Raw genomic sequence first — 14847 nt, forward strand, 5'->3', positions numbered from 1 at the left:
AAAAGTTCTTATGTTCAAGACGAAAAAAACCGGTCTAACGACCGGCTTTAGTAAATAGGAAACAGCTTGCTCGCGGTTACACCGGATCTAACTCCAGCATGGTTTGGATATTAGCGGGAGATTTCGACTCCTGACCAAAGCCACGTAGACCGACCACATGAACGTGCTCGCGATCTTTGAAGATCTTACGCACCAATTTGTAGGTGGTTCCTTTCTCTGGGCTGATATTCTCCGGTGCAGCGATCAATAACTGCATATCCAGGCGATCACACAGTTCGAACAGAGTCGCAATCGACTTGCCATCCAGTCGTGCGGCCTCATCGAGGAACAGCAAGCGACATGGAATGATATCTTTACCACGCAAGCGACGAGACTCTTCTTCCCAGCTTTGTACAACCATCAGCAAGATGGCCTGACCAGTACCAATAGCTTCACCAGTTGACAACGCACCCGACTCAGCCTGTAGCCAGCCATCCGTGCCACGGTTAACTTCAATGCTCAGCTCAAGGTAATTACGGTAATCCAGTAGTTCTTCACCCATGATCTGGGGTGAGCGCTGGCCGACATCAATATGCGGATTCAGGCGCTGGAACAACTTGGCAATCGCTTCAGAGAATGACAAGCGGTGATTGCCGAACAAGTCTTGGTGCTGGTCCTGCTGATCAGCCAGGCCTTCCAATAGCTGCTCGTGAGTATCGCGTACCTTCACGTTCAGGCGCACACCCTTGACCTGACCAAAGCCGATGTTCTGCAGGCCTTGGTTCAGCATACGGATACGGTTCTGCTCGCGCTGGATGGTCTTGCGAATAATGTTTGCTACGGAGTCTGAGCTAAGTGCCAGACGTTGTTCACGGGCCGTTAGTTCTTCACTCAGACGCGCCAGCTCAACTTCCATTTCTTCAATCGCTTCAACCGGATCGTCGGTGCGAATGATGTCGTGACGGATACGCTCGCGCAGATGCTGGTATACGGCAATGTAAAACAGTACCTTTCGCTCTGGACGAGAGACATCTTCCGATGCTCGCAGCGCATCGCGTAGGTTTTCGTTATCAGCCACCGCCAAACGAAGCGCACCCAGAGATTTATCCGATAGTGAACGCAGTTCGTCAGCCGACATATAAGCCATTTCACGACGGTGCAGTCGACGTTCAACATCGCTTTCACGAGCCAAACGCAATACGGCACACCAGCCCGCTTTTGCAGTCACTACCAGTTTACGGATCTCTTGGTATTCTTTGCCTACTTTACGCAGGCGCTTCACCAATCCTTTCATCTCCAGCTCAACAGACGTAATGCCTTTTTCCAGCTGACTACGACGGGTACGAGAAGTATGCAGACGCTCGTTCAGTTCATCTCGGCGAAGGCGTGCACGCTCTTCGGCTTCAACATCGGCACGAACACCTAGCTCCTGAAGCTCGCGCTCAAATTCCTGCACTGTTTCCAGTTTTGCCTGATGAGAACTCTTCAGCGAAGCCATTAGCTGGTTATACTGGTTAGCCTGCGAGCGAGCCTGCTTCAGGGCGTCACGGCAACGGTTACGCTCACGCTCAGCCGATGCCAGTTTGGCTTTCAGTTGCTCGTTAAGCTCGGAGCTCTTATTGAGCATATCGATTGAATCGGCGTACCCAAAGTGGTGACGTCGTTCAGCCAAATCAGCCACAGCGAAGATCTTGGCTTTTAACGCTTGCAGCTGCTTGTCAGCGTCATCATAGCTGATCTGCAATGCGCCAAACTGCTGCGGGTCTGCATCCAGGGCGGTCACCAAGGATTCCAGCTCGGCAATTGCTTTACCGTGACGGTCTAGGTAGTGGCGGGCCTCATCAAGCTGTGACAGCTGCTGCTGCACTTCATCAAAGCGAGCCTGCAAAGTATCATCTTCCAGCAGGCTAACCAGTGGGTTGATTTTCCCCAACAGGCCCAACGCTTCACGGGCAGCCGATAGCTGGCTGCGTTGCTGCTGCTCCTGTGCTTGCGAATCGGTCAGCTGGCGGCTTACCTGATTACGCTTGTCACGCGCAACTTTCAGGCCGGCTTCCGGATCATCATCAAACGCCACGCCCATATGGGTTGCCACAAAGCTGTTGAAGCTCTGGTACAAGCGTTGCAGTTTCTGTGAATCGAATGCAACCTTAGCATGGTCTTCCACCAACTGTTCACGCTCTTCACGCAAGTGCTCAAGGCGCTGCTCACGTGCGGCACGGCCAAATAGCGGTACTTTCGGGAAGCGAGAATAACGTAGCTGGCGATCGTTAAGGTGAACACATACCGCCCCTTCCATCTCGTCGACATCAAAACCGCTGTCGTCGAAAGAGTCTGCATCCCCCTCAATGATGTACAGGTCGTCCGGGCAGTCATCCAGCGCAACCAATTTTTCTTTGATACCTTTGAGATCCGGCACCACGATAGCGTGACGCGAAGGACCATACATGGCACTGAAATAGGGAGCATCGGCCAAGGTAATATCGTCGTAGATTTCCGACAGCAGGCTGCCGCCCAAGGTATCTGCCAGTGCACGCAAACGGGAATCATCACTACCACCCGGCTGTGCTAGGCGCTCGATATCCAGTTCGATTTGTTGTTTTCGTACTGCCAGCTTATCGCGAGTCGCAGAGGCTGCGCGCTCTTTGTCCAGCGTCAGCTGCATGGCATCCATCACCGCCTGACTATCGTACAGCTCGCGCTCCGATTGCTCAGACAATTTTTCCAATGCATCGGATGCGGCGATCCACGCCGGGGCTGCGGCTTCTAGCGTCGAAATCTGGCTGGTTAGCTGCTGCTCTTGACGACGCAGATCATTGCGCTGCTCGACCAAGGTCTCCTGCTGTTGCTCAAGCTCTTCCAGTGTTGCTTCATGGCGGGCCTGCTCTTCAGCCAGCGCGAGTTCACCGTCAAGCTGGACAGCAAAACGTTTGGTATAGGTTTCTGCAAGCTCAAGAGCCTGACGTTGATTGCGCACTGAGCGCTCAAGGTCACGGTACTGGGCTTTTAGCTGATCACTACGCTCGGTGATTGCACCTAACTGGCGGGCTTTGGCTATCAGTTCACGGGCTTTGCTACCGGCTTGTGAACGCTCGATGCTACCGGCAATAGTGGTAACAATCTGTAAGCCTTTATCGAACTGTTTTGCTGCAGCCGACGACATATCCAACTTGTGCTTAAGCGCAAGCAATGCTGTAGTCTGTGTCTCTTGATCCTGCTTTAGCTGAGCAAGATAAGGCACTGCCTGATCGGCCAGCATCTGGTGCTCGCCAGTAATATCACGGGCTTTTTCCAGCGCCTGTACCGCCTGCTGGTATTGCAGGGCACGGGTTTGCTGCATATCCAGCGCCTGCTGGTAGTCAGCAAGCTGGGTTTTCAGGCTGTCGACTTCTTCTTCAGTCAGCAGGGACTGCTCTTCAGCCATGGCAAGCTGTTCAGCGGCTTCTTCAACCACCATCACTTGCTCTTCCAAGCGCTCGGTCAGCTCTTCGAGATCTTCACGGTAGCGTTCGATCTTTTCCTGCTGCCGCACGGCGGTTTGTACCAGCTGCAAGTGATCAGATGCCGCTTGGTGATCCTGCTCCAGCGCACCTTCACGCTCAGTCAGCTCATCCAGCTCTGCAGTCATGTTAGTCAGCGACGTTTGCTGATCATCCAAGTTTTTACGAGAGCCCATCAGCTCGCCACGCAGACCCAGTGTTTTCTCGAGCTTCTGGCGACGTTCGTTGGCATGGCGCATGTAATCCGCCGCCACGTAGTGAGTCGCTTCGGTGATCAGGTGTTTGAACAGATCACGGTCACTCTGGGTAAGCTTGATTGCTTCCAGTGTCATGCGGTTTTCGCGCAATGCGGCTTCCATGTCCTGGAAGGCTTTTTTGACACCGCTGTTGTGTGGCAACAAGTAGTCACGCAGCGAACGGGTAATGGCACTGGATATACCGCCGTAAAGCGAGGCTTCAATCAGGCGGTAGAACTTCGAGCGGTCGGTGCTGTTACGCAATTTCTTCGGCAACACACCAAATTCAAACATTTGAACGTGATAATCAGTGACCGAGTTGAAGGCTTTGAATACAACGCCTTCATACTCGCTAGTCACCAACTCTTTCACTTCGTTGATTTGACGCACACGGGCCTGGTTGTCTGACAACGTCTCAACCAATACTTCCGTTGGTTTAACATGCGATGGCAAGCCCTGGATGATAAACGGCTTGATATCCACCTTTTTATCACGACCAGCAACTTGCTGCAGTTTTACCGCAAAAATAATACGTTGGTTCTTCGAGTTCACCACATCCAGTGCCGAGTAACAGGTACCCGGTTTCAACTTACCGTGCAGGCCCTTGTCGCGTGAAGCATTCGAGCTCCCCGCTTCGGTAGTATTACGGAAATGAAGCAGGCTCTGATCCGGAATAAGGGAGGTAATAAATGCCGCCATGGTCGTCGACTTACCGGCACCGTTACCGCCAGATAGCGTGGTAACCAAGTTGTCGATATCAAAGGTTCGGGCAAAGAAGCCATTCCAGTTGACCATGGTCAACGATTGATACTTACCGCGTTCCATTAGGCTTCATCCTCCAAATCGGCTTTGTCTAACTCTTTATCGGATGCTTCGTCAGCATCAAGCAAGCTCGATTGGCTTGGCTCCTGCTGATGAACAACCAGCGCTTCACCATCACGAATCAAGCGGATTTGCGCTTCGCGAACATCATCACCGACACGGACATCAGCACCGAAACGGAACACCGCTTCGCTGATCCGGAATTTACCGTTTTCACCGATAGGGATAAGCATACCAAGGCGACGTAGACGACGCAGAGAGGTCTTGGTCTTGTCGAACAGCTTTTCCCGATCAAGATCAGAGCCTGTCGCACGGTGAGTCACCAACTTCATTAGCTTCTTCTCATCGGCTAACTGGATCAGTTCGTCAAATAACTCTTGGTTGCTGAAAATACCTTCGTGCGCTAAACGCTCTGGGCTGAGATAAAGGAAACACAGTACCTTGCCCACCAGCATATCCAACTCTGTCAGTACCGAGCGGCTGATCAATGATGTCGAGCGCGGGCGCAGGTAGAAGAACCCTTCCGGCGCACGCACCAATTCGGCATTATAGCGCTTGTAAAACATGACCAACTCCTGCTCGAACTCAATCAGCAGGGCGTGGTTATCCAAATCTTCGCTGGAGATATGACGACCCGAGCGAAGGGCATTATCCAGTGCCGGGAAAAGCGGGTTGGCAATCGCCTTGGCCAGCTTTTCAGGCATAAATTCTTCAATATTTGTCAATGACATTTGCTTGTACCTTGGCTCCATAGTCATTAATAGCTTCCCAATCAGGCTGAATGGCATTGAAATCCGACTCGGAGTAACCCAGTCTTACCGCCTGATCTATCACCAAACGCGCCATATCGAAATGCTGGGCGTATGGGTGCTGAGCCAAATAATCTTTAAGAAGCAAACTCAAGTTAATTGCAGCGCCGGTTTCTTTATGGGCCTGCAACATCGCGGCAATTTGTTCAGCTAGTTGGTCGTTAACCAGATCCAGCTCCTCAAATTCCATTTCTTCCGGTACGATCCCGGTCACTTCGTCATCACGCAGAACCAGTGCCTCATCACGCATATCGAGCAAACGCTCGGCATCGGCATAAGTCAGTACCCATGGCGCATCGAAGTAATCTTTCACCGATTGGCGCAAGCGCTGGCTGAAGGCACGGTTCTTGTCCATGTCGATAGCCGTACGAATAAACTTATGAACATGACGATCATAACCAATCCACAAATCAATCGCCTGCTGACCCCAGTTAATGATGCGGTCCAGCTTGGCCTGCAAGTTGAATACCATTGCATCGACAAACTCCAGGTCCGAGTTACCCTGAATTTCTTCTTGGATAATCAACAATTGGGTTTGTAACTGGTCACCCGCGGCCTGCAAGGTGTCTTGCAGTTCACGCAGGGTACTTGAGGTTTCGTTCAGCAGCACTTCACAGCTACTGATCGCCGCTCGCCAATCTTGGTTCAGCAGCTCGGCAATATCTTGCTTAACTTGTTGCTGCTGCTCGTCCATGGTGCGTTGGTTGAGATCAATCCGGTCAAAGATCTCTGCGACTGAGTACTTCAGTACCGCATGGACATTCTGCCGCCAATGTCGTTCATCGCCTCCTTCCTGTGCTGCAGTGGCTGCCTTGTTAATTTCATCGGCAACCATGGCAAGCTGAATGGAAAGTTTCAGCGTTGAATACTCGCGGTGGCGAGCATAGTAATCGGTGATCCCAAGGGCCAGCGGGCTCAAACGGTAAATACTTGCACCGTCGTTTACCTCACTGGTAAATCGGGAAATCAGGCGTTGGCGAACCAACTCATTTATGGCGTTGTTGGCACGGAAGGCCACGGTTTCCGGTGTCTGCTCGAACAAGTCGCTCACAATGCGAAATGCATCGATCAGTTCACCTTCCCCTAATTCTTCATCAAAACGATCACCGCTCAACACAGCAATCGCCAACAGGAACGCCAGCCGCTCGGTTGGCAGGTTAAGCTCGAATTTATGCTGCTTAACCCAACTGACCAACTCGGGAACGGTCTGGGTTACTTCACTCATCCGTTGTCCTTATTGCTTTTGTATTTCTCAGCCTCTGGGCCCGCTAACGGCTTTTGGGCGTAAACATGAATATATCGGCCCAGAGACAAATAAGGTTCCTGGCGGCAAAGTTTTTGCTCCATCGCCAGCACCTGTTCAAAACTGTAATCCCCGACCATTGTTGTCTGCATATAGTCGTGGAAAGTACGTACACCGGTCTTACCCAGGATGTTAAAACCAGCCTCTTCAAGCCAGCTATATACTTCATCGGGTTTGATCCCTTGCAAAGGTTGTAGCTTGAAGCGCTTTCTATGCGGCATCCCTTCTTCGATATGGGTCAGGTTGCCACAAATCAGATTCTTAAACAGCAGGCCGTTATAGTTGTAGAACATAATAGAAATAATACCGCCCGGCCTTACCTGCTCCAAAAGGTATTCCAGCGCAGCCTGTGGATCGGCCAGCCATTCCATCACAGCATGAAACAGAACCAGATCCACCTTACTATCTAAGTGTTCACCAATCTCCTGTACCGGACTGTGAACTAAACGATACTGATTAAGCAAGCCGTTTTTAGCAATATCTTGCTCCGCTAGCTTCAGCATTTCGCTAGAAAGATCACACAAAGTAACGTGATGCCCTAACTCTGCCACTTTTTGCGACAGCTGGCCAACACCCCCACCTGCATCTAGCAGATGCAATGGTTTATCGCTCTTCAATAGGGCTAAAATTTGCTCAAGATCTTCCCAAACTACCGTTTGGCGGATCTGGCCTTTGCCAGTTCCGTAAATATTTTTTGCAAATTTTTGCGCTAAGTCGTCAAAATTTCGATCTTCGATCACGTCAGCTTTACGTTATGATAGCGGTTCTAAAAATGTGGCTTATTTTCTCACAAGCGATAAAGGAATAAAGGCTTGTGGTGCTTTTTCGAGCTCAACTGCTGATTTTTCGGACGACATTGCATGTTTGAACTAAAAAAAATTGTCTCTGCTTTACTCATGCCCCTACCAGCCATGCTTATACTCGGCTTGTTTGGGCTGTTACTACTCTGGTTTACCCGCCGCAAGGGGCTGGCAACCTTTTTCATTAGCTTTGCTTTCTTGGGGATCTTTCTCGTCTCCTTCCAGCCGATAGCAACTAGCTTACTGCGCCCGTTGGAAAAAGCCTACCCACCTTATGTGCCGTCTGGCCAGTCGGTGGGCTATGTCATGGTGCTGGGGAGTGGGCATGTAATTGATCACGCAATGCCAATCACCTCGCAACTCTCACGCACGGCTTTAATGCGTTTAAATGAAGGCGTGCGGATTCACCGTTTGTTCCCGGGGTCAAAGCTGATTCTGTCCGGTTATGGCGGCGGCACCGATATCAGCCAAGCACGCATGATGGCGAAGGTCGCTTTGGCACTTGGGGTCAATAAAAATGATATCTTGCTGCTAGAGACTGCAAAGGATACTTGGGAGGAAGCCTTCCAGGCAGCTTCTGTTGTCGGCGATGACAAATTAGTCGTTGTTACATCAGCCAGCCATATGACAAGAGCAATGGAAGAGTTTTTCCGTGTTGGGTTAACCCCAACAGCGGCCCCGACCAACTTCCTTGCCAGTAACAAAATCGAGCAACCCTGGGAGCGCTACCGCCCTCAGGCGAAATACTTAGAGCAAACTGAACGCTACTGGCATGAAACACTCGGCCGTTGGTGGCAGCAAATACGTACCCTGAGCGGTGAAGGAAGCGACCAACACACTGTTGCTCAATAGCCTTCCCTACTCCGCAGGCCCACCTTACCAGCGGTGCTAAAACTCGTACCCAAGTAACGCCAAGTTACTTGGGTATCACGTGTTTCTCCCCCTATATCAACGACCAAGCCTTCTCATTTCTTAATGCAAGAGCAGTTTTTCGCATAAAAACAGCTATTTTGTTTATCTTTTGAACTTTATTCCTTTTGGTTTTATTAAATGCCAATTACTCATATAAAAATCAACCAAAACCGGTTCAGCTTCTGCGACTCACATCATACTATTGCTGCCAATTAGTGATTGATGACTTAGCAAAACGGAATTGCGAGTTAATAACAACGGTAGGATTAGGTTCGATGTTCCAGATACTCAACTTGGCGGTCTTCGCCATTATTATTGCCCTGTTAGTTAAACAACAGAAAACAGAACAAACACTGTCAAAGCGTGTCTTTACCGCACTGGGTCTTGGTGTGCTTTTCGGTGGCGCATTGCAGCTTACCTATGGTGGCGGCAGCAAAGTCATCACAGAGACGCTGGAATACGTCAACATTGTTGGTGCGGGCTACGTCAGCCTGTTGAAGATGATCATCATGCCGTTGATCACCGTGTCTATCATTGGCGCCATCATCAAGGTTAAAGATTCTGGCTCGCTAGGTAAAATATCCGGGCTGAGTATCGGTATTCTTCTCGCGACCACAGCCGCTTCCGCGCTGATCGGTATTCTGGTTAGCAGTATGTTCGGTCTGAGTGCTGAAGGTATCGTTCAGGGCGCGCGCGAGATTGCCCGTGGTGAAATGCTGGAAACCCGTCTGACCTCAGTGGAAGCAATGTCTTTCGCTGACATGATTATCTCTTTTTTCCCAGCCAACCCATTTGCTGATCTCGCAGGCAGTCGTCCAACCTCGACCATTGCCGTGGTAATTTTCTCAGCCTTTATCGGTGTCGCTGGTCTGACGGTGATCCGCACTCAGCCTGAGCTTGGTGCCAGCTTCGAGAAGTTCATCAATGTTGCCCAAGAAGTCGTACGTACCTTGGTTCGCATGGTACTAAGCCTAACACCATATGGTGTATTGGCACTGATGACCAAAGTTGTTGCGGGATCAAACTACGACGATATCTTGAGCCTAATTAACTTCGTGGTCGCCTCTTACGTGGGTCTTGCCCTGATTCTGGTCATGCACATGGTACTAGTGGCTTTCGTTGGTGTGAATCCAATCCGTTACCTGAAGAAGATCCTACCGGTGTTAACTTTCGCGTTCACCTCGCGCTCAAGTGCCGGTACCATTCCTCTTAACGTTGAGACGCAGGTGAAGAAGCTGGGTAATGGCGATGCGGTATCAAACTTCTCGGCCTCTTTCGGCGCAACCATGGGTCAAAACGGCTGTGCCGGTCTGTACCCTGCTATGCTAGCAGTGATGATTGCACCAACGGTAGGTATTAACCCGCTGGACCCAGGCTTCATGCTGACCTTGATTGCCATTGTTACCATTAGCTCATTTGGTATTGCTGGTGTGGGTGGTGGTGCAACTTTTGCAGCGCTGATTGTACTGTCAGCACTTGATATGCCTGTTGCCCTTGCTGGTCTGCTTATCTCTATTGAGCCATTGATTGATATGGGCCGTACTGCTGTTAATGTAAGCGGTGCGATGACTGCCGGCACGATTACTTCTCGAGTGTTAGGCCAAGCTGACGATACCGTATTCGAATCTGACGAAGATATCGAAGAGAAAACAGCGACAGCATAAAGCCAGACGCGAGACAAAAAATATCAGCCACCCTCATTATTGAAGGGTGGCTTTTTTATTAAAAATCAATCAGTAAACTTTTACCTAACGTGATAAGTAAAAATACTCAGTGAATTTTCATTGGTGATCGGTAGAATACGCCCACTTGCCATACAATATGGCATAAATAATCTATCACTTAACCAATTCTGCCACTGAGTCTCAATGCGTAATCCAGTTAACCAAGCGATCGTCCTTCTCATTGCCGCCAACTTGCTGGCGTCCTTCTCGGATGTTTCCCTGAAAATCCTCAACGGTGAAGTGCCCACTTTTCAGTATGTTTTCATCCGCCAGCTACTTAGCGTTATCATGCTACTACCACTTTGGCTTGCACTGCCGAAGGCCAAACGCCAGCAAGGCTGCTGCAAGATTGCTTTTTGGCGAGCCCAACTCATTCTGATGGGCAGCGCCTGTGCTATGGTCGCCATCACTTTCTTGCCCCTAGCAACCGCCAATGCGATGTTCTATGTCGGCCCCCTACTGATGTTACCGTTATCAGTGTTTTTACTTAAGGAAACGCCACCCAGGGCGAAAGTCATTGCGACATGTATTGGTTTTGCCGGTGTGTTGGTTGTTCTGCGTCCCGAGCACTTTCACTGGGCTGCTATCGTAGGCCTAGGAAGTGCACTGGCCATGGGGCTGGGAAATATCTTGATCCGTAAATTACCGAAAGATCAGCATTTGGTATCGACCTTGTTCTGGACCGGGGTAATGACCTTACCGTTATCGCTAGCACTTGCTGTCCCGCAATGGGCGGCCATTGAGTGGCGTCATGTCGGCTGGATAATGGCGATAAACCTGTTTGTCTTGGGTTATCACGCCTTGGTGGTGATTGGCTATAAAAAGGCTGCAGCAGGGCAAATTGCTTTGGCTGAATATTCAGGTCTAGTGTTCGTTACCGCCTTTGGCGTGATGTGGTTTGATGAAATCCCAGATCTACTTACGGTAATGGGGATCTTGTTGATTGTGGTACCTATGATGCCGGTGAAATGGCAACGCTTATTTAACCGAAAAACCAATGAAGCCGTCATTGACTCATAAATGAGTCTCAAAAAAAAGCGGAAGAGCCAAGGCTCTCCCGCTTTTTTTGCTTGAACATTAACCAACCAATTGGCGCACTTTTTCCAAATCTTCCGGTGTATCAACGCCAGCAGGGGGCGCATCAATAGCAACCTCGACATGGATTTTCTCGCCATACCAAAGCACACGGAGTTGCTCCAGCGCTTCGATTCTCTCCAGCGTACTCGGCTCCCAATTGATGTAAGTATTGATAAAGCCTGCACGGTAGGCATAGATACCAATATGACGCATCAGATCCTGGTGAACTTCCTGCGGACGCTTGGCGAAGTTATCGCGGTCCCAAGGGATAGAAGCCCGACTGAAATACAGCGCATAACCATCTTTGTCTGTAACCACTTTAACCGCGTTAGGGTTGAACACTTCATCAGCATGGTCGATTTCAACCGCCAGCGTTGCCATCGGTGCATTGCTACCAGCAAGATTGGTCGCCACCTGACGGATAATGCTTTCCGGGATCAGCGGTTCGTCGCCCTGTACGTTAACCACAATATGATCATCGGCCAATTGGTATTTGGCAACCACTTCAGCGAGACGCTCAGTGCCTGATTCATGGTCATCGCGAGTCATACAAACTTCACCACCAAACGCCTTCACCGCATCGACAATACGCTGATCGTCAGTTGCAACAATGACTTGCTCGGCACCCGCTTTGCTGGCCTGCTCATAAACCCATTGAATCATTGGTTTACCAGCAATATCAGCCAACGGTTTGCCTGGTAGGCGTGATGATTGGTAACGAGCAGGTATAATCACCGTAAAAGACATTACTTCACCTCTTCCGAGCTCAGAGTACGTGCCTCTGGCTCAAGCAATACAGGGATACCATCTTTAATAGCATAAGCTAGACGATCAAACTTGCAGATCAGCTCATTTTTGTCTTTATCGAAGTTCAATTTCCCCTTACAAACTGGGCACGCAACGATTTCAAGCAGACGATGATCCATACTCTTCCTTTACCTTAATAATCCGGTTAATCAAGCTATCAGCCTGCTCGGCGGGCATCTCGGCATCAACCGGTAAATACCACCAATTAGACTGAGCGAAAGTGTGGCATTTCACCGCATCTTTCTCTGTCATGACGAGGTGCTGGCCTAGCTCGGACAGCTGTTGTAATTCTTGCTCGGCAAATGCCTGATGATCTGCAAAAGGCTGGCACTTTACCGGTGTGATGCCGAGCTGCTCTAGTGTATTAAAAAATCGGGGCGGATGGCCAATCCCCGCCATGGCGACGACATCACCTTGCAGTTTGGTCACGCCTAAGCGCTCACCGGTCTTAAGATTAACCAAATCGGACGGGACCAGTTGCATTGGGATTTCATTCTCTTCGGCATTGCCGCCGTTACAAATAAGAAAATCTACCTCTTGCAAGCGATCACAGCCTTCACGCAGTGGCCCCAGCGGGATCAACTGTTGATTGCCAAATCGGCGCTGACCGTCAATCACCACAATTTCGATATCCCTTGCCAGTGCATAGTGCTGCAAGCCATCGTCGGTAATGATCACATCAACATCCGGCTCAATCAGTTGTACTGCCTCAGCGCGCTTGGGCGATACGGCGACAGGCACACCAGTACGGCGAAATATCAGCACTGGCTCATCACCAACTTCAGCCGTGGTGCTCTGGCTATCAACCCGATACGGGTAATGCGGTGCTTTAGCACCATAACCTCGGGAGACCACACCGGGATTGAGTCCCGCCGCCTTGAGCTGTTCAACCAGCCAAATCACAACAGGCGTCTTACCATTTCCTCCTGCTGTGATATTACCTACCACCACAACCGGAACAGAAGAGCGGTATACCGCTTTCCGACCAGTTTGATATTGTAACCGACGACGCTGACTCACTGCGCCAAACAGTTTACTCAATGGCCACAGAAACGGCTTTAACACCGTTCCCGCCGGATGCCCTTCAAACCAAATTTGTTCAATAACCGAAGCCATTATTCACCAAACTGGATACGGTGTAGCTGGGCATAAGCGCCGTTTTGCGCCAAAAGTTCAGCATGTACACCACGCTCTACGATTTCACCATCGTCAACCACCAAGATTAGGTCAGCTTTTTCAATGGTCGACAAGCGATGGGCAATAACCAATACCGTCCGGTCTTTCTGCAGTTCATCCAGTGCAGACTGAATCGCACGCTCTGATTCGGTATCCAGTGCTGAGGTTGCCTCATCAAGGATAAGAATCGGTGCATTACGCAGCAAGGCACGGGCAATTGCGATACGTTGACGCTGACCGCCAGACAGGCTCACACCGTTCTCGCCAATCATGGTATCCAAGCCATTCTCCATGCCGTTGATGAAGTCCATCGCATAGGCGAGTTCGGCTGCTTTTTCGATATCCGCTCGACTGTAAGTATCACCACTTGCATAAGCAATATTGTTGGCGACGGTATCGTTAAACAGATGAACGTTCTGCGACACAACAGCAACCTGATCACGCAGATTGGACAGCTTGTAGTCACAAATATCGTGGTTATCGATGATAATACTGCCCGAGTCAATGTCGTAGAAACGGGTGAGCAAGTTGGCAATAGTACTTTTACCTGAGCCTGAACGCCCCACCAAAGCAAGCGTCTGCCCAGCAGGCAAATCAAAGCTCACATTTCTCAGTGCTGGAGTATCTTTGGTCGGGTAAGTGAAAGTAACATCTTTAATATGGATATCACCGTTCACTCGCTTGACTTCGTGTTGGCCGTTATCTTTTTCTGATTCCAGCTCCATAATGCCAAATAAGGTTTGGCAGGCTGCCATACCACGCTGAAAATGAGAAGTCACATTGGTAAGAGACTTAAGCGGAGCCATCAAGCCAAACATGGAGCCAAAAACCAAGGCAAAGGTTCCCGGTGTCAACGATTGTCGCAATGAATCAGTATTGGCTAGAATCAGAACCACAACCAGTGCCAATGAAGCAATCACCTGAATAACAGGGTTAGCTATGGCTTGTGCCGAAACCAACTTCATGCTTTGTTGACGCATGCGGTTACTCACCTGTTCAAAGCGCTCCTTCTCTACTTGCTGGCCGCCGTAGCTCAACACCACTTTGTGGCCTTTCAACATTTGCTCTGCGGAGGATGTCACCGAGCCCATCGCATCTTGCATATTTTTGGAAATACGACGGAACCGCTTTGATACAACCCGAACACAAATAGCCACAACAGGAGCAATCACCAGCAAAATAGCTGACAGCTGCCAACTGTTGTAAAACATAATTACCATCAAGGCGATTATTTTTGCACCTTCACGTACCAGATTCACAAGAGCATGGCTCGTTGCAGACGCTACCTGCTCAGAATCATAGGTAATTCTAGAAAGAAGCTTGCCCGTGGACTCTTTATCAAAAAAGCTAACTGGCATTTTCATAAAGTGGTTGAACATTTGCCTACGCATACTCATAACCACATTGCCAGAAACCCAAGAAAGGCAGTAGGTAGAGATAAAGCCACTGATGCCGCGTAAGATAATCAGACCCAGCAAATAAAATGGCATCATTGCCAGAAAATTCGATTCAATACCATCAATCCCGCCAAAACTTTCATCTAGCAGCGGCTTAATCATAGAAATCATTAAGGCATCACTTGAAGCATTAATAATCAAAGCAACAACAGCAACAGAAAGACCAGCTTTATAAAGCCCAACTAAAGGCCAAAGTCGCTTAAACGTCTCCCAAGTGGTTTGATCGTTCGAAGTAGTCATGGAAA

11 protein-coding genes are annotated in these 14847 nt (G+C 49.7%); 3 read left to right on the forward strand and 8 right to left on the reverse strand.

The genetic code is table 11. The features are described from left to right. Nucleotides 1-76 precede the first annotated feature (76 nt). The 4 genes from mukB to cmoM are packed head-to-tail and all read right to left on the reverse strand — an operon-like array spanning nt 77 to nt 7389. A complete protein-coding gene (mukB, locus tag ACVA53_RS05835; protein WP_255040901.1) occupies nt 77-4540 on the reverse strand; it encodes a chromosome partition protein MukB in 4464 nt (1487 codons plus the stop codon). Next, entirely contained in the window at nt 4540-5268 is a 729-nt protein-coding gene (mukE, locus tag ACVA53_RS05840) for a chromosome partition protein MukE (protein ID WP_255040902.1), read from the reverse strand. Before mukE ends, mukB begins: the two co-directional genes overlap by 1 nt. Further along, nucleotides 5249-6571, reverse strand: a complete 1323-nt coding sequence (gene mukF, locus ACVA53_RS05845; protein WP_255040903.1) for a chromosome partition protein MukF — start codon at nt 6569-6571, stop codon at nt 5249-5251. Before mukF ends, mukE begins: the two co-directional genes overlap by 20 nt. Continuing rightward, entirely contained in the window at nt 6568-7389 is an 822-nt protein-coding gene (cmoM, locus tag ACVA53_RS05850) for a tRNA uridine 5-oxyacetic acid(34) methyltransferase CmoM (RefSeq protein WP_255040904.1), read from the reverse strand. The genes mukF and cmoM overlap by 4 nt, the downstream gene beginning before the upstream one ends. A gap of 120 nt (nt 7390-7509) precedes the next feature. Here cmoM and elyC point away from each other — a divergent pair, with 120 nt between their 5' ends. The 3 genes from elyC to ACVA53_RS05865 all read left to right on the forward strand — a co-directional run bounded on the left by elyC (nt 7510) and on the right by ACVA53_RS05865 (nt 11105). Then, complete coding sequence (elyC, locus tag ACVA53_RS05855) at nt 7510-8301, forward strand: envelope biogenesis factor ElyC (protein ID WP_255040905.1); 792 nt, start codon at nt 7510-7512, stop codon at nt 8299-8301. Nucleotides 8302-8636: 335 nt separating this feature from the next. Then, nucleotides 8637-10025 carry an L-cystine transporter gene (locus tag ACVA53_RS05860; RefSeq protein WP_446504695.1) on the forward strand — a complete coding sequence of 463 codons (1389 nt, stop codon included), beginning with the start codon at nt 8637-8639 and terminating at the stop codon, nt 10023-10025. 204 nt (nt 10026-10229) lie between these two features. Then, nucleotides 10230-11105 carry a DMT family transporter gene (locus ACVA53_RS05865; RefSeq protein WP_446504696.1) on the forward strand — a complete coding sequence of 292 codons (876 nt, stop codon included), beginning with the start codon at nt 10230-10232 and terminating at the stop codon, nt 11103-11105. Nucleotides 11106-11162: 57 nt separating this feature from the next. On the opposite strand, the gene kdsB is transcribed toward ACVA53_RS05865, so the two are convergent. From kdsB to msbA, 4 genes are read right to left on the reverse strand one after another with little or no spacing between them, the layout of a single operon-like run. Next, a complete protein-coding gene (gene kdsB / locus ACVA53_RS05870) occupies nt 11163-11909 on the reverse strand; it encodes a 3-deoxy-manno-octulosonate cytidylyltransferase (RefSeq protein ID WP_255040908.1) in 747 nt (248 codons plus the stop codon). Then, nucleotides 11909-12088, reverse strand: a complete 180-nt coding sequence (locus ACVA53_RS05875; protein ID WP_107348429.1) for a Trm112 family protein — start codon at nt 12086-12088, stop codon at nt 11909-11911. Before ACVA53_RS05875 ends, kdsB begins: the two co-directional genes overlap by 1 nt. Then, entirely contained in the window at nt 12069-13085 is a 1017-nt protein-coding gene (gene lpxK / locus ACVA53_RS05880; protein WP_255040909.1) for a tetraacyldisaccharide 4'-kinase, read from the reverse strand. Before lpxK ends, ACVA53_RS05875 begins: the two co-directional genes overlap by 20 nt. Further along, nucleotides 13085-14842 (reverse strand): lipid A ABC transporter ATP-binding protein/permease MsbA, encoded by a 1758-nt coding sequence (gene msbA / locus ACVA53_RS05885; protein ID WP_446504697.1) that lies wholly within the window; start codon nt 14840-14842, stop codon nt 13085-13087. The genes lpxK and msbA overlap by 1 nt, the downstream gene beginning before the upstream one ends. Between the last annotated feature and the right edge of the window lie 5 nt (nt 14843-14847).

It is taken from the genome of Photobacterium sp. DNB23_23_1, assembly GCF_052873815.1.